Raw genomic sequence first — 15057 nt, forward strand, 5'->3', positions numbered from 1 at the left:
GGGAGCACCGTTTCTCCGTCATGGATATCACCGGTGACACGGAACCGGGGTGGGGTTCGGTTCAATCGGGCAGGATGCTGCGCTGATGCCCGCGACCGCGTTCTGGGTCGACGGTCCGTCGCAGGGGTCGCTGCGCGAGGTCGCACTGAGCGAGCCCCGATCCGGTGACGCGGTCGTGCGCACCCTCGTGACGGGCATCAGCCGGGGAACCGAATCGATCGTGTTCCGGGGCGAGGTTCCGGCGACGGAGCGCGACCGCATGCGCGCGCCCTTCCAGGCGGGCGACCTCCCCGGCCCGGTCGTCTACGGCTATCTCAATGTCGGGGTCGTGGAGAGCGGGCCGGCCGGGCTCGCCGGCCGCACGGTCTTCACCCTCTTCCCGCACCAGTCGCGGTTCGTCGTGCCGGCATCGGAGGTGTCGGTCGTGCCCGACGCGGTGCCGCCCCGTCGCGCCGTCCTCGCGGGCGCGGTCGAGACGGCGGTGAACATCCTGTGGGATGCCGCGCCGCTCGTGGGCGACCGTGTCAGCGTCGTCGGCGCGGGGATGATCGGCTGTGCGGTCGCGCGCCTGGCTGCCGGCATCCCAGGCGCGGACGTCGTGCTCGTCGACGTCGATCCCGCGAAGGCCGAGGTGGCGGAGGGTCTCGGGGTCGCGTTCGCCCCGCCCGATGGCGCACCGAGCGACCGCGACCTCGTGATCCACACGAGTGGATCCGGTGAGGGTCTGCAGCTCGCGATCGACAGCGTGGCGACCGAGGGCGAGGTGATCGAGGCGAGCTGGTTCGGCGATCGCCCGGTGAGCCTGCACCTCGGCGGTGCGTTCCACTCCCGGCGCCTCACGCTGCGGTCGAGCCAGGTCGGGATGGTGTCGCCGCGACGGCGCGGCACCCGCACGACCCGCGATCGCCTCGCGTTCGCCCTCGAGCTGCTGCGCGATCCCGTCTTCGACCTCCTGCTGACGGGCGAGTCGTCGTGGCGGGAGCTGCCCACGGTGATGGCGGCGATCTCCGACGGCTCCGCCCCGGGGCTGTGCCACACGATCGACTGGAGCGACGCATGACCTACTCCCTGACGGTGCGCGACCACATCATGATCGCCCACAGCCTCACCGGCGAGGCCTTCGGCCCGGCGCAGCGGCTGCACGGAGCGACGTACGTCGTGGACGCGACGTTTCGGACCTCGGCGCTCGGCGACGACGGCGTGGTCGTCGACATCGGGCGGGCGGGCGAGGTGCTGCGCGGCATCCTGTCGCTCCTCTCGTACCGCAACCTCGATGAGGAGCCGGAGTTCGCCGGGGTCAACACGACCACCGAGCGGCTGTGCGGCGCCATCGCCGGCAAGCTCGTCGCCGCGGTGCGGGACGGCGCCCTCGGCGAGGTGCGCCTCACGGGGATCGGCGTCACGCTGCACGAGTCGCACGTCGCGTGGGCGTCGTACGAGGTGGAGCTGTGACCGGACGCCGGCTGTGGTTCGTGGTTCCCGAGGGGATCGACGATCCGGCGCGCGTGAGCGGCGGAAACGTCTTCGATGCCCGGGTCGCAGAGGGACTGCGCCGGCTGGGCTGGGACGTGCGGTGGGTGGTGGCAGGACCGGATGCCGCGTCCCGCGCCGCGCTCGGACGCGTGCCCACCGGCGGTCTGGTGCTGGTCGACGGCCTCGTCGCCCGGGGCGCGGTCGCCGCGCTCGCGGCGGCGGCCGGGCGCCTGCGTCTGGCGGTCCTCGTGCACATGGTGACCGCCGCATTCGACGACGCCGACCCCGCCGAGCTCGAGAACGAGCGGCGGATGCTGGCGAGCGTGAACCTCGTCGTCGCCACGAGCGCATGGACGCGGGACGAGCTCGTCTCTCGCGCGCTCGTGGCACCCGACCGGGTCGTGGTCGCGACTCCGGGATCGGATGCCGCACCGCTGTCGATCGGCACGGCGACGGGCGGGTCGCTGCTGTGCGTGGGCGTCGTCGCCCCGCACAAGGGGCAGGATCTGCTCGTCGACGCGCTCGCCGCGCTCGGACCCGGCTGGACCTGCACGATCGCCGGGTCCGTCGCCGCCGACCCCGGGTTCGTGCGGCGGATCGCGGCGCACGCGGCGGAGGCCGGTCTCGCCGAGCGCATCACGTGGGCGGGGGTCGTGCACGGGCGCGCCCTGGACGCGCTCTACGCGCGAGCCGACCTGCTCGTCGCACCCTCGCGCACCGAGAGCTACGGCATGGCCGTCGGCGATGCGCTGCGGCGCGGCATCCCCGTCGTCGCCACCCGTGTCGGGGGGATCCCGGAGGCCGTCCAGCCGGGCCGGGCCGCGATCCTGGTGCCGCCGGATCGGCCGGCCGCCCTGGGCGATGCCCTCCGGCGGTGGATGGCGGACCCCGCTCTGCGCGCGGACCTCACCGCCCGGGCACGGGACGAGGGTCCGCGCCGCCGCGGCTGGATCGAGACGGCCGGCGCCGTCGACCGAGCGCTGCGGAGCCTGCCGTGAGCGTCGTCATCCCGGTGTCCGCCGATTGGCTCACGCTGCGCGAGCAGGCGGATGCCGCGGCCCGGTCCCGCCCGCTGGCGCGCCGCGCGTCGCGCCTGGTGCACGCGCCGGTGACGGTGCACGACCTCGGCAGCGGCACCGGGTCGATGATGCGCTGGCTCGCGCCTCGCCTCCCCGCGCCTCAGACGTGGGTGCTGCACGACTGGAACGCCGCACTCCTCGAGCACGCGGCCGCCGCACCGCCGGAGCCCGTGACCGCGGTGCAACCGCGCGTGGGACACCTGGAGCATCTGCGGGCGGAGGACCTGGCCGGGGCCTCGCTGGTCGTGACGTCGGCCCTCCTCGACGTGCTGTCGGCGCCGGAGGTCGAGGCGATCGTCGCGGCCTGCATCGGAGTCGGCGCACCGGGCCTGTTCGCACTCACCGTCGACGGGCGGGTCTCGCTCGACCCGGTCGACCCCGGCGACCGCGTCTTCGCGGCCGCGTTCAACGACCACCAGCGCCGGATCGCCGAGGACCGCCGCCTGCTCGGACCGGACGCGGTCGCACTCGCCGCCGGGCTGTTCCGCGCGGCCGGATGGTCCGTGCGGACGGATGCCTCGCCCTGGCGGCTCGGCGACCGCGAGCCCGCACTCGTGGCCGAGTGGCTGGAGGGCTGGCTCGCCGCCGCCGTCGAGGAGCGTCCGGCGCTCACCGAATGGGCGGGCGAGTACCTGCGCACGCGACGCGCCCAGCTCGCCGCCGGCGCACTCCACGTGGTCGTCCACCACCGCGATCTCCTCGCGTGGCCGTCATGAGCGCCGTTCGCGCCCTCTCGGCGAGCCGCAGCGGGCGGTGGCAGGCCTGGCTGCGCGCGGCGGCCGGTGCGGCGATCCTCGTGGGGATCGTGGCGGTCGCGGGCGCCGAGCCGTTCGTGCGGGGCCTCGCGGCGGTGTCGCCGGCCGCGATCGCCGCGGCCGTCGTGCTCGCCGCGGCGGCGACGTGCGCGGCGGCGTGGCGGTGGCGCACGCTCGCGACGCGGATGGGTCTGCGCCTGGGCTGGGGCGAGTCGGTGGCCGCGTACTACCGATCGCAGTTCCTCAACACGGTGCTGCCGGGCGGCGTCGTCGGCGACGTCCACCGTGCCGTGTCGCACGGCCGCAGCGTCGACCAGGTCGCGCAGGCCACGCGCGCAGTGGCGGCCGAGCGCGCCGCAGGACAGGCGGTGCAGCTCTGCCTCGCTCTCGTCGTCCTCGCGATCGTCGGTGCGGCGGCGGCCGCGTCGGCCGTGGCCGTGCTCCTCGTCGTCGTCGCGATGGTCGCCGTGCTCGCGATCGTCGCCGCGGCGAGCCGGCGCGTCCGGGCCTTCTTCGCGCACGAAGGAGCGGTGCTGCGGTCGGCCTTCGCGTCGGCCGGGACGGTGGTGCGCGTCGTGGCGGCATCCGTCGTCGTCCTCGGCGCGCACGTCGCGACGTTCCTCGTCGCGTGCGTCGCCGTCGGAGTGGATGCCTCGCCGGAACGCGTCGCGGCGGCGGCGCTCGTGGCGGTGCTGGCCTCGTCGATCCCGCTCAGCCTGGGCGGGTGGGGTCCGCGCGAGGGGGCGGCGGCCTGGGCGTTCGGCGTCGCGGGGCTCGGTGCCGCCGCGGGCATCGCCGCCTCCACCGCGTACGGCGTGCTCGCCATGATCGCCGTCGCTCCGGGAGCGGCCGTGGTCGCGGCATCCGCCATCCGCCGTCGCAGCGGGAGGGCCCGCGCATGACCCGGCCGTACATCACGCTGAGCTGCGCGATGTCGCTCGACGGGTACCTCGACACCGAGGCGCCCCGCCGGCTGGCGATGTCCAACGCCGAGGACTTCGACCGCGTCGACCAGCTGCGCGCCGACAGCGACGCGATCATGGTCGGCGCCTCGACGGTGCGACGCGACAACCCGCGCCTGCTCGTGCGCAGTGAACGGCGGCGGATGCTGCGCCGCGCCGCTGGTCGCGCGGAGACCCCCGTGAAGGTCACGGTCACGGCGAGCGGCGACCTGTCGCCCGAATCCGCCTTCTTCACGCAGGGCGACGTCGAGAAGATCGTGTACTGCCCTCGCGGCGATTCCGCGAGGATCAGCCGCGCGCTCGGGTCGGTCGCCACCGTCACCGCCCTCGGCGACCAGGTCACGATGGCGGCCGTCGCCGACGATCTCGCTGAGCGCGGCATCCGCCGCCTCATGGTCGAAGGCGGCGGGCGCATGCACACGCAGTTCCTCGTGGAGGACGTCGCCGACGAGCTGCAGCTCGTGATCGCCCCGTTCTTCGTGGGGGAGTCGCAGGCACCGCGCTTCGTCGGCGAGGGTCGCTTCCCGTGGAACGCGTCGAGGCGCGCACGGCTCACCGAGACGCGGCCCATCGCCGACGTCGTGCTGTTGCGGTACGCGCTCTCGCACCGCTTCGATGCGGAACGCGGTCCGGGCGACGAGCCGCAAGGACCCCCCGACGGTGAACGGCCGGTCTGACCCCGGGTTCGCGGGCGCGCGCGGCTCGCGTCGGGCGGCCGTGCTCACCGCGCTGGCGGTCGCGACGCTGGTGCTGGTCCCCCTCGTGCCCGGTGTGCTCGGCGGCGAGGGCGCTGCGGCGCTCGCGGGGATCCCGGGGGAGTCGATCGTCGTGGTGCTCGTGCTCCTCCTCGCCGTCCGCAGGCCGCTGCGGATCGCGGTGGCGCTCGGATTCGGCGTGGTGGTGGTCCTCGCGATCCTGATCGCGGCGCTCGACCTCGCCTTCCGGCTGACGATCGACCGGCCCTTCAACCCGGTCGACGGCGGCAAGGCGATCGCCGACGGGTACGGTGTCGTCGCCGACGCGATGGGACAGGTCGGCGCGGCCTCGGCCGTCGTCGCCGTCGCGCTGGTGGCCGTCGCCGTCGTCGCGGGCGTCTCGATGGCGGCGATGAGGGTCGGCGGTGCGGTCGGCGGCGGGCCACGCGGACGGATGCTGGTCGCCGGCATCGCGGCGGGGTGGATCGTGCTCGCGCTCGCCGGCGCCCGGATCACGCCCGACGTGCCGGTGGCGGCATCCCGCTCCGCTGACGAGCTCGTCACGACGACCGAGCGGGCCGTCACGAGCGTGCAGGAGCTGCAGGCGTTCGACCGGGCGATCGCGGTCGATCCGCTCGCCGCGAAGCCCGCCGACGAGCTGTTCACGGCGCTGCGCGGCAAGGACGTCCTCATGGTGTTCGTCGAGGCCTACGGACGCGTCGCGCTCGAGCCGGCCTCGTTCACGGCCCCGGTCGAGCGCGCGCTCTCGGACGGTGGTGACGCCCTTGCGGGCGCCGGGTTCTCCGCCCGGAGTGCGTTCCTCACCTCGCCGACGTTCGGAGGGGTCAGCTGGCTCGCGCACTCCACGCTGCAGAGCGGCGCGTGGGCCGACTCGCCCCTGAAGTACACGCGTCTTCTCGACAGCGACCGCCGCAGCCTCAGCGAGCTGTTCGGTACGGCGGGGTGGCACACGATGTCGGTCGTTCCGTCGAACGAGCGCCCCTGGGAGGCCGGCCGGGACTTCTACGGTTTCGACACCATGCTCGACGAGCGGAACATGGGCTATCGGGGCCCGCACTTCGGCTACGCGCACATGCCCGACCAGTTCACGTGGAGCGTGTTCCGCTCCCGTCGCTCCGACATCGACGGCCCGATGATGGCGGAGGTCGACCTGGTGTCGTCGCACACGCCGTGGACGCCGCTGCCCCAGCTCGTCCCCTGGTCGCAGCTGGGCGACGGACGCGTGTTCGCGGGGCAGGCGGCATCCGGGGAGTCCGCGTCCGACGTGTGGGGCGACCGCGAACGGGTGCAGAAGCTGTACGGCGAGTCGGTGGCCTATACGCTCGGCGCGACGTTCTCGTACCTCGAGACGTTCGCCCAGCCCGACCTGGTGCTCGTGCTCGTCGGCGACCACCAGCCGTGGCAGATCGTGAGCGGGGAGGATGCCGGGCACGACGTTCCCGTCACGATCATCGCCCAGGACCCCGCGGTCTTCGACGCGATCGCCTCCTGGGGCTGGGAGGACGGCGTGCATCCGTCACCCGCCGCCCCGGTGTGGCGCATGGACGCCTTCCGCGACCGCTTCGTCGCCGCCTTCAGCGACTGACGCCGGTATTGGTCGTGCGGCACCGCTCGGCCAGTGCTCGGTCAGTGCTCGGTCAGTGCTCGAGTCGCCAAGACACGCCGGCCGCGAGTACGCCCATGCGGCGTGTCTTGGCGACTCGATTTCAGGGGGCGGGCCGCGCGTCAGAACACGATCGTGTGGTTGCCGTGGCGGATGACGCGGTCCTGCGCGTGCCACAGCACCGCGCGGGAGAGCACCTGACGCTCGACGTCCGAGCCGCGGCGTACGAGCTCCTCGACACTGTCGCCGTGGGTCACGCGCACGGTGTCCTGCTCGATGATCGGGCCCTCGTCGAGATCGTCGGTGACGTAGTGCGAGGTCGCGCCGATGAGCTTCACACCCCGCTCCTTCGCCTTCTTGTACGGCTCGGCGCCGATGAAGGCGGGCAGGAACGAGTGGTGGATGTTGATGACGGGCACCCCCACCTGCTCGAGGAAGTCCGCCGAGAGGATCTGCATGTAGCGCGCGAGCACGATGAAGTCGACGTTGCCGGCGAGGAGCTTCACGATCTCGGCTTCGGACGCGGACTTGTCCGGCCCCGCGACCGACGGCACGTGGAAGAACGGCACCCCGAACGAGCGCACGTCGTCGGCCGCGGTGGTGTGGTTCGAGATCACCATCGGGATCGTGACCGGCAGGTCGCCGCGGCGGTGACGCCACAGCAGGTCGAGCAGACAGTGGTCCTGCTTCGACGCCAGGATCGCCATGCGCTTCGGCACGGACTGGTCCGTGATCGACCACTGCAGATCGAAACCGTCGCCGAGCGTGCGGGCGAGGTCGGCCTCGATCTCGGGGAGCGCCGCCGTCAGGCCCGCACGATGGAACACGACACGCTGGAAGTACGCGCCGCCGATCGGATCGTCGGAGTACTGGTCGAACGCCACGATGTTGCCGTCGTTGCGCGTGATGAGGGCCGACACCGCCGCCACGATCCCGGGCCGGTCGCTGCCGTGGACGATCAGGCAGGCGTGGTCGGCGGAGAGGTGCGGGGAAGCGGCCATGCGTCGATTCTGCCCTGTCCGCGGCATCCGCCCGCTACCGCACCCCGCGCATGAGCTTCAGTACCGGCTTCACGAACAGCAGCATCGCCGCACCCACGGCGATCGCGATGAGGCCCAGAGAGAGGAAGTAGGGGACCTCGCCCTGCGGGTCGTTCTCGGGGTCGTAGAACCCGGCGAGCCAGCCCGCGATCGACGTGCCGAGCGCGACCGAAAGGAAGAACAGCGCCACCATCTGCGTGTGGAATCGCGCCGGCGCGAGCTTCGTCGTCACCGACAGTCCGATCGGCGACAGGAGCAGCTCGGCGATCGTGAAGACGAAAAGGATGCCGACGATCGCGATGAAGGGCGTCGAGTTGGGCGCTCCGCCTGCGAACGGGAGGAAGAGCAGGAAGGCGATGCCCATGATGATCGACGCGAGACCGAACTTCACCGGCGTCGACGGCTGCCGGGTGCCGAGCTTCGTCCACAGGGCCGCGAACACGCCCGACAGGATGATGATGAAGACCGGGTTGATCGACTGCACCACCGGAATGGGGAGCTCCAACCCGAAGACGTGGCGGTCCAGCTGCTTGTCGGAGTAGATCGTCAGCACGGTGAACTGCTGCTGGTAGAGCGACCAGAAGGCGACGCTCACGAGGAACAGCGGGATGAACCCGAACACCCGTGACCGCTCGACGGCGGTGATCGCGCGAGAGGTCAGGATGATGACGAAGTAGCCCACCGCCGCGAGCACGGTGATGACGATGACGACCTGGGCGAGGTTGTCGGCCCGGATCACCTGGACCAGCACCAGGACCGCGAGCACGACGACCGCTCCGACGGCGATTCCGATCCACAGCCCGTACCGGTTCCGGGGCAGCGGATTGGCGATCACGCGAGCCTCGGCGGGGAGCCCGCGCCGCCCGAACGAATACTGCACGAGACCGATCGCCATGCCGATGGCGGCGAGAAGGAACCCGGCGTGGAACCCCCACGTCGCCTGCGCCCACCCGGTCAGGATCGGCCCGAGGAACGCACCCAGGTTGATGCCGAGATAGAAGAGCGAGAAGCCCGCGTCACGCCGCACATCCTCCGGCGCGTAGAGGGTTCCGACGACGGCCGTCGCGTTCGCCTTGAGCCCGCCCGACCCGAAGGCGACGAGGATGAGACCGAACCCGAGGCCCCAGTATCCCGGCAGCAGCGCGAGCGCGATGTGGCCGGCCATGATGACGATCGCGCTGTAGAACAGCACCCGCTCGGATCCGAGCACGCGGTCCGCGAGCCATGCGCCGACGATCGTCGAGAGGTAGACGGTGCCCCCGTAGGCGCCGACGATGCCGGCGGCCACGGCCTCCGGCATCCCGAGACCGCCCTGCGTGACGGAGAAGTACATGTAGAGCAGCAGGATCCCCTGCATGCCGTAGAAGCTGAACCGCTCCCACATCTCGACGAAGAAGACATGAGCGAGCGCCCACGGCTGCCCGAAGAACCTGGTGTCGTGGTCGCCGCCTTCACTGGATGCGGCGGTCGCGGCGGCATCCGATCCGCTCGCCTCGGCGGCCGTGGCCGCCCTGCCGCCCCGGCGGGTCGTGGCATCGGCTGCCGCGGTGGCACCGTCGGGCGGGCCGACCGGAATCTGCTCGGCCTCGTGATCGTCGCGCTGATCCATGCCCGCTCCCGTCGCCGCCGTGGATGAGGTCAGGCTAGCGATGGGGATGCTGCACGCGGTAGCCCCGGCCCGCGAGACGGGCGTCTCACTCCGGAAGTGACGGATGCCGCTCCTCGGCCGAGTGCCGACGGGGGATGAACAGCGCCACGACGAGGGCCACGACGGCGGCGGCACCGCCGAGCACGAACGACAGCTGGAACGCGGTGGACGTCGGCACCGGCATCCCTCCGGCGTCGATCGTGTAGGTCGCGAGGACGGCGCCGATCACGGCGGCCGCGGTGCTCGTGCCGAGGGAGCGGAAGAGGGCGTTGAGGCCGTTCGAGGCGCCCGTCTCGGACTGCGGCACGGAGCGCATGATGAGCATCGGCATGGCGGCGTAGCCGAACCCGATGCCGGCGCCGATGAGGAAGTTCGCCACGACGAGCTGCCACACCTCGCTCGAGAACAACAGCGTGAACCCATACGCGAAGATCAGCGAGATCGCACCCATCACGAGCAGCAGCTTCGGCCCGAAGGCGCGGGCGAGCCGCCCCGAGAACGGGGACAGCACCATCATCACGACGCCCGCCGGCATGACCACGAAGCTGGCCGCCAGTAGCGAGAGCCCGAAGCCTCCCGTCGCGACCGGCAGCTCGAGCATCTGCGGATACACGACGTTCGACGCGAAGAGGGAGAACCCCATCGCGATCGAGGCGATGTTCGTGAGCAGCACCGGCCGCCGCGCCGCGACGCGCAGGTCGAGCAGGGGCTCGGCGATCCGCAGCTCGTACCAGCCCCACACCAGCAACACCACGACGCCGCCGACCCCCAGCGCCAGCGTGGGCGGAGCGGTCCAGCCCCACGCGTTGCCGCGCGAGACCGCGAGCAGGATGCCGAGCAGGCCGACGCTCAGCCCCGCCGCTCCGACGTAGTCGAATCGGCCGGCGGTGCGCAGCACGCTCACCGGCACGATCCACAGCACGAGCCCGAAGACCACGACCCCGAGCCCCGCGGCCACCCAGAAGAGCAGGTGCCAGTCGGCGCGCTCGGTGATCAGCGCGCTGATCGGCAGGCCGAGTGCGCCGCCCACGCCCAGCGTCGCGCTGATGAGCGCGATGGCGGTGTCGACCCGGTTCTCGTGCAGCACGTCGCGCAGGATCGAGATCCCGAGCGGCACCACGCCCACCACGGCACCCTGGAGCGTGCGTCCGACGATGATCCCCACGATGCCGGGGGACAGCGCCGCGATGACCGACCCCAGCACCAGCACGGCGAGCAGCACGAGCACGATGCGCCGCTTGCCGTACATGTCGCCGAGGCGTCCCGAGATCGGCGTGACGATGGCCGCGGCGAGCAGGGTCGAGGTCACGACCCACGCGGTGTCCTCGCGGCTCGCGTCGAGGAGCTCGGGCAGCTTCGACTGGATCGGGACGACCAGCGTGAACATGAACGACGACGCCAGGCCCGCGATCGCCAGCACCGCGACGATCGCGCCCTGACGGGGCATCCGGGTGAGTCGTCTTCTCGCGTCCTCGTCCGGTCTGCCCATCGGACAAGGCTATCCGCGTGCGGGGCGACGGGCTCCGCGTCCGCCCGTGCCGAGTGCCACACTGGACGCATGGCCGAGACCGAAACGCCGCCGGGCATCGACATCCGCCCGCTCGACACCGTCGAGGAGGTCCACCGGGCCTCGCGAGTCCTCGCCGACGTGTGGGGCGGCGACACCGGAGGCATGCCGCCGAACCTGCTGCGCGCCCTGGCGCACTCCGGCAACTACGCGGTCGGCCTGTATGACGGGGATCGCATGGTGGGAGCATCCGTCGCGTTCTTCTCTGCCCCTGCGGCGCGCTCGATGCACAGCCACATCACCGGGGTGCTGCCCGATCTGCAGAGCCGGGGCCTCGGACGCGTGCTCAAGCAGCACCAGCGTGAATGGGCGCTCGCGCGCGACGTCGGGCACATCACGTGGACCTTCGACCCGCTCGTCGCCCGCAACGCCCACTTCAACCTGCGCACACTCGGAACGCGCGTCACCGAATACCTCGTCAACCATTACGGCCCGATGGACGACGGCATCAACCGCGGCGACGAGACCGACCGCATCATGGTGTCGTGGGCGCTCGCCGCGCCCCCCGTGCCCACTCCCGGCGCGGAGCAGGTGGTGGCGTCGGTCGCGGTGCCCCACGACATCGAGACCCTGCGCCGGGAGACCCCGGTGGATGCCGCGGTCTGGCGTGCGCGCGTGCGCGACGACATCCTCGCCCGGCTTGCCGAGGGCCTCGTCATCGGGGGCTTCGACGACGAGCGCGGCTACCTCTTCGTGCGCCCGGCCTGAGCCTCGTCCCCGTCGCGAAGGGAGGAGATGTCGCGAAAGGAGGACCGTTCCGGCAGGAATCCTCCTCCGCTCGTCACTTCTCCTCCGCTCATCGCGGGCCGGACATCCCTAGGCTCGCGTCATGCCCGACTACCGCGCCCACTTCGACTTCGACATCCGCTTCGCCAACGGCGGAGACCTCTCCGGCACCGGCTTCCGCCTCGACCTGCCTGGCCGCGATCTGCCGGAGGCCGAGATCGGCCGGCTGCTCGTGCAGCACCTCGGGCTCGCGCTGGTCGACGAGGTCGATCTGCGCGGGCTGCGGATCGTCGAGGAGCCGCACCGCGGCAGCCGCGGGGTGGCGGCCGCGCCCGGCGTCGCCGCGAGCACCCGCATCGTCGACCTCAGCCATCCGATCCGCGCCGGGCTCGTGACCTACCCCGGGCTGCCCGTGCCGAGCATCGCACCGCACCTGACGCGCGAGGACTCGCGGGCCAAGTACGCGCCGGGCACCGAGTTCGCGATGGACATCCTCACGATGATCGGCAACACCGGCACCTACCTCGACAGCCCGTTCCACCGCTACGCGGAAGGCTCCGACCTCGCCGGCCTGGAGCTGTCGTCGCTGGTCGGTCTGCGCGCCGAGGTGTTCCATCTCGAGGATGCCTGGACGCCGGAACGTCGCGGCATCCGTCCCGAGACCCTCGCCGATCGCGACGTGCGGGGCGCGGCGGTGCTGCTCCACACCGGCTGGGACCGGTGGTTCGGCCGGCCGGAGTACGGCTCCGGCGCGCCGTTCCTCACCGGCGAGGGAGCGCAGTGGCTCATCGACGCCGGTGCGACGCTCGTCGGCATCGACTCGCTCAACATCGACGACACCGAATCAGGGGGTGAGCGCCCGGCGCACACCCTGCTGCTCGGCGCGGGCGTGCACGTCGTCGAGCACCTGACGAACCTGGGCGAGCTGCCGCCGCGCGGCGCCCGGTTCACGGCCGCTCCTCCGGCCGTCGAGGGGTTCGGGACCTTCCCGGTGCGCGCGTTCGCCGAAGTCCTCGACTGAGCCGGCCGCGCGGCGCATAACTCCTGCAGATCTCCATCGCTCGCGGGTCGCGTGCCCGGAATCACGGCATTCTCGCCCGCCGCGCTCGCCGAAGTGCAGGAGTTATGCGCCCGGGGGACTGAAGCCGACGGCTCGAGGTATCTGGCGCGGGCCGCGGTGCTCCTCTCTTGCAACACGCACGCGAGGGGACGACCATGCACGAGCACATCGAGATCCTGATGGCCGCACTGGCCGGCGCGCTGCACCGCGACCGCCGCCGGCCGGGGCGCACGCACGGACCGCGACGGTCCCGCGGCACGTACGTGCCGGTCCTGCCGGAGCTTCGGGCGGCGCGGCCGCTGCCCGTCCTGCGCGTGGCCCACTGACGCCCGCGTCCGCGCCGCGGGCGGGCGTAATCTGAGCGCATGCCCATCGCCTCTGCCGCGGCATCCGTCGCCCTCGAGGGGTTCGAGCTGAGGGTGCTGCACCTTCCGCTGGTCTCCCCGTTCACCACGTCGTTCGGTACCGAGACGGTGCGCGAGGTGATCGTCGTACGCGCGCTGACCTCCGACGGCGACGGCTGGGGAGAGATCGTCACGATGGCGGCGCCGCTGTACTCGAGCGAGTACACGCAGAGCGCGTGGGATGTCGCGCTCCGCTGGCTCGCACCGGCGCTGCTCGATCGGGGGCGCCTGGCCCCCGAGGAGGTCGCGACCGTGCTGGCGCCGTTCGTCGGCCACCGGATGGTGAAGGCCGGTCTCGAGCTCGCCGTGCTCGACGCGGCGCTGCGCAGCGAGGGCCGTGCGCTGGGCGAGTACCTCGGCGCGGTGCGCGATCGCGTGCCGAGCGGGGTGTCGGTCGGCATCCAGCGCGACCCTGCCGCGCTCGTCGACGCGGTCGGCGGCTACCTCGACGAGGGCTACGCGCGCATCAAGATCAAGATCAAGCCCGGCCGCGACATCGCCGACACGGCCGCCGTGCGCGACGCGTTCGGCGGGATCACGCTGCAGGTCGACGCGAACTCGGCCTACACGCTCGCCGACGTCGACACCCTCGCCGAGCTCGACCGCTTCGACCTCCTGCTCATCGAACAGCCGCTGCAGGAGGACGACCTCGTCGATCATGCGACGCTCGCCCGGCGCCTGCGCACGCCGGTGTGCCTGGACGAGTCGATCGTGTCGGCCAAGGCCGCCGCCGACGCGCTGGCGCTGGGGGCGGCATCCGTCATCAACATCAAGGCGGGCCGGGTCGGCGGCTACCTGGAGGCCGTCGCGATCCACGACCTGTGCCGGGATGCCGCGATCCCGGTGTGGTGCGGAGGCATGCTCGAGACCGGGATCGGCCGCGCCGCCAACGCCGCGCTGGCGGCGATGCCGGGCTTCACGCTGCCCGGCGACGTCTCGGCGTCGAGCCGGTTCTACACGCGCGACATCGTCACCGAGCCCGCCGTGCTCGAGGACGGTCACGTGCGCGTGCCGACCGGGCACGGACTGGGGGTCGAGATCGATCCGATCGCGCTCGAGGATTTCACCGTGGCCCGAGAGACGCTCACGCGGTGACCGCGTCGCGCCGGGGCAGGGCTCTCCGCGCCGCCGTGATCTCGGCGGCGCTGTTCGGGCTGGCCGCGTGCGCACCGGCCGGATCGCCCGCGCCGAGCGCGTCCGCGGGCCTTCCCGCCGGCGTCACCGTCGAGCTGCAGCAGCTGCGGTCCGACGTGGCTGCGCGCCAGGCGCAGGTCGTCGTCACCAACGACACCGACGAGGAGCTCGTGGTCGGCGATGTCGCGATCGACGACCCGCGGTTCGACGGCGCGATCGCACGCGTCGCCGCGCGCGACAGCACCATCGCGCCGGGCCGGAGCGTCGGCATCCGCGTGCAGCTGCCTCCGGTCGCGTGCGATGACATCCCCGAGGCCGTCACCGCCACGGTCGACCTCACCTACACGCTCGGCGACAGCGGCGGAGAGGCGTCGGTCCCGATCGACGATCCGCTCGACTTTGTCGCGCCGCTGCACGAGCGCGAGTGCCGGGTCGTGCTGCTCTCGGCCGCGGCCGACGTCGCCTTCACGGCGTTCGAGCCGTCGCCGGCCGGCGAGCCGGCGGTGCTCGAGCTCACCGTGACGCCCACGGGGGCGGGCGGTGCCGGCATCCGCTCGATCCAGACGACCAACCTGCTCACGTTCGCCGCGCCCGCCGGCGACACCGCCGACGCGCACGCGATCGACGTCGAGCTCGAACCCGGCGCGACCGAGCCCGTGGTCCTGCCCCTGCCGCTCGTGCCGCTGCGGTGCGACCCGCACGCGGTGCAGGAGGACAAACGCGGCACGATCTTCGACCTCCAGGTCGAGATCGACGGCGAGCCCGGCGAGATCGAGCTCGCCGCGTCGGAGGACATGCGCGGGGAGATCCTCACGTGGGTCGCGAACTGGTGCGGGTTCGGCTCCTAGGCCGGGCGCGAGCGCGGGCGGATGCCGCTTGTCAAGACCCTG

15 protein-coding genes are annotated in these 15057 nt (G+C 72.4%); 12 read left to right on the plus strand and 3 right to left on the minus strand.

Features of this window, described 5'->3' with window-relative positions; genetic code table 11:
* Positions 1-85 precede the first annotated feature (85 nt).
* Genes OL358_RS07185 through OL358_RS07215 form a run of 7 tightly spaced genes read left to right on the plus strand, consistent with a single transcriptional unit; the run spans position 86 to position 6570 of the window.
* Positions 86-1060, plus strand: coding sequence for a zinc-dependent alcohol dehydrogenase (locus OL358_RS07185; RefSeq protein WP_264709277.1), 975 nt, complete (start codon positions 86-88; stop codon positions 1058-1060).
* Positions 1057-1452 carry a 6-pyruvoyl trahydropterin synthase family protein gene (locus OL358_RS07190; protein ID WP_264709278.1) on the plus strand — a complete coding sequence of 132 codons (396 nt, stop codon included), beginning with the start codon at positions 1057-1059 and terminating at the stop codon, positions 1450-1452. Before OL358_RS07185 ends, OL358_RS07190 begins: the two co-directional genes overlap by 4 nt.
* On the plus strand, positions 1449-2471 hold the full coding sequence (locus tag OL358_RS07195) for a glycosyltransferase family 4 protein (protein WP_264709279.1): 1023 nt from the start codon (positions 1449-1451) through the stop codon (positions 2469-2471). Before OL358_RS07190 ends, OL358_RS07195 begins: the two co-directional genes overlap by 4 nt.
* Positions 2468-3268: a methyltransferase domain-containing protein gene (locus OL358_RS07200; protein WP_264709280.1), complete on the plus strand. Its 801-nt coding sequence runs from the start codon at positions 2468-2470 to the stop codon at positions 3266-3268. The genes OL358_RS07195 and OL358_RS07200 overlap by 4 nt, the downstream gene beginning before the upstream one ends.
* Positions 3265-4209, plus strand: a complete 945-nt coding sequence (locus OL358_RS07205) for a flippase-like domain-containing protein (protein ID WP_264709281.1) — start codon at positions 3265-3267, stop codon at positions 4207-4209. The genes OL358_RS07200 and OL358_RS07205 overlap by 4 nt, the downstream gene beginning before the upstream one ends.
* Entirely contained in the window at positions 4206-4946 is a 741-nt protein-coding gene (locus OL358_RS07210; protein ID WP_264709282.1) for a RibD family protein, read from the plus strand. The genes OL358_RS07205 and OL358_RS07210 overlap by 4 nt, the downstream gene beginning before the upstream one ends.
* On the plus strand, positions 4930-6570 hold the full coding sequence (locus tag OL358_RS07215; protein WP_264709283.1) for a CDP-alcohol phosphatidyltransferase: 1641 nt from the start codon (positions 4930-4932) through the stop codon (positions 6568-6570). Before OL358_RS07210 ends, OL358_RS07215 begins: the two co-directional genes overlap by 17 nt.
* A 140-nt stretch (positions 6571-6710) precedes the next feature.
* Here OL358_RS07215 and purU read toward each other — a convergent pair whose 3' ends face one another.
* The 3 genes from purU to OL358_RS07230 all read right to left on the minus strand — a co-directional run bounded on the left by purU (position 6711) and on the right by OL358_RS07230 (position 10723).
* Positions 6711-7589: a formyltetrahydrofolate deformylase gene (gene purU, locus OL358_RS07220; RefSeq protein ID WP_264709284.1), complete on the minus strand. Its 879-nt coding sequence runs from the start codon at positions 7587-7589 to the stop codon at positions 6711-6713.
* Between the two features lie 34 nt (positions 7590-7623).
* A complete protein-coding gene (locus OL358_RS07225) occupies positions 7624-9237 on the minus strand; it encodes a peptide MFS transporter (protein WP_264709285.1) in 1614 nt (537 codons plus the stop codon).
* A gap of 85 nt (positions 9238-9322) precedes the next feature.
* Complete coding sequence (locus OL358_RS07230) at positions 9323-10723, minus strand: MFS transporter (RefSeq protein WP_264710250.1); 1401 nt, start codon at positions 10721-10723, stop codon at positions 9323-9325.
* Between the two features lie 111 nt (positions 10724-10834).
* Here OL358_RS07230 and OL358_RS07235 point away from each other — a divergent pair, with 111 nt between their 5' ends.
* From OL358_RS07235 to OL358_RS07255, 5 genes are all read left to right on the plus strand, one after another.
* Positions 10835-11551 carry a GNAT family N-acetyltransferase gene (locus OL358_RS07235; protein ID WP_264709286.1) on the plus strand — a complete coding sequence of 239 codons (717 nt, stop codon included), beginning with the start codon at positions 10835-10837 and terminating at the stop codon, positions 11549-11551.
* 121 nt (positions 11552-11672) lie between these two features.
* Positions 11673-12590: a cyclase family protein gene (locus OL358_RS07240; RefSeq protein WP_264709287.1), complete on the plus strand. Its 918-nt coding sequence runs from the start codon at positions 11673-11675 to the stop codon at positions 12588-12590.
* A gap of 194 nt (positions 12591-12784) precedes the next feature.
* Entirely contained in the window at positions 12785-12955 is a 171-nt protein-coding gene (locus OL358_RS07245) for a hypothetical protein (protein ID WP_264709288.1), read from the plus strand.
* 39 nt (positions 12956-12994) lie between these two features.
* On the plus strand, positions 12995-14128 hold the full coding sequence (gene menC, locus OL358_RS07250; protein ID WP_264709289.1) for an o-succinylbenzoate synthase: 1134 nt from the start codon (positions 12995-12997) through the stop codon (positions 14126-14128).
* Complete coding sequence (locus tag OL358_RS07255) at positions 14125-15015, plus strand: hypothetical protein (RefSeq protein WP_264709290.1); 891 nt, start codon at positions 14125-14127, stop codon at positions 15013-15015. Before menC ends, OL358_RS07255 begins: the two co-directional genes overlap by 4 nt.
* The last annotated feature ends 42 nt before the right edge of the window (positions 15016-15057 follow it).

It is taken from the genome of Microbacterium sp. SSM24, assembly GCF_025989145.1.
In the GTDB taxonomy this organism is placed as follows: domain Bacteria; phylum Actinomycetota; class Actinomycetes; order Actinomycetales; family Microbacteriaceae; genus Microbacterium.

Bases quoted from the DNA above. Each gene is read 5' to 3' on its own strand.
- OL358_RS07185 (WP_264709277.1), top strand. From the start codon at position 86: ATGCCCGCGACCGCGTTCTGGGTCGACGGTCCGTCGCAGGGGTCGCTG.
- OL358_RS07190 (WP_264709278.1), top strand. From the start codon at position 1,057: ATGACCTACTCCCTGACGGTGCGCGACCACATCATGATCGCCCACAGC.
- OL358_RS07205 (WP_264709281.1), top strand. From the start codon at position 3,265: ATGAGCGCCGTTCGCGCCCTCTCGGCGAGCCGCAGCGGGCGGTGGCAG.
- OL358_RS07210 (WP_264709282.1), top strand. From the start codon at position 4,206: ATGACCCGGCCGTACATCACGCTGAGCTGCGCGATGTCGCTCGACGGG.
- purU (WP_264709284.1), bottom strand. From the start codon at position 7,589: ATGGCCGCTTCCCCGCACCTCTCCGCCGACCACGCCTGCCTGATCGTC.
- OL358_RS07225 (WP_264709285.1), bottom strand. From the start codon at position 9,237: ATGGATCAGCGCGACGATCACGAGGCCGAGCAGATTCCGGTCGGCCCG.
- OL358_RS07230 (WP_264710250.1), bottom strand. From the start codon at position 10,723: ATGCCCCGTCAGGGCGCGATCGTCGCGGTGCTGGCGATCGCGGGCCTG.
- OL358_RS07235 (WP_264709286.1), top strand. From the start codon at position 10,835: ATGGCCGAGACCGAAACGCCGCCGGGCATCGACATCCGCCCGCTCGAC.
- OL358_RS07240 (WP_264709287.1), top strand. From the start codon at position 11,673: ATGCCCGACTACCGCGCCCACTTCGACTTCGACATCCGCTTCGCCAAC.
- OL358_RS07245 (WP_264709288.1), top strand. From the start codon at position 12,785: ATGCACGAGCACATCGAGATCCTGATGGCCGCACTGGCCGGCGCGCTG.
- menC (WP_264709289.1), top strand. From the start codon at position 12,995: ATGCCCATCGCCTCTGCCGCGGCATCCGTCGCCCTCGAGGGGTTCGAG.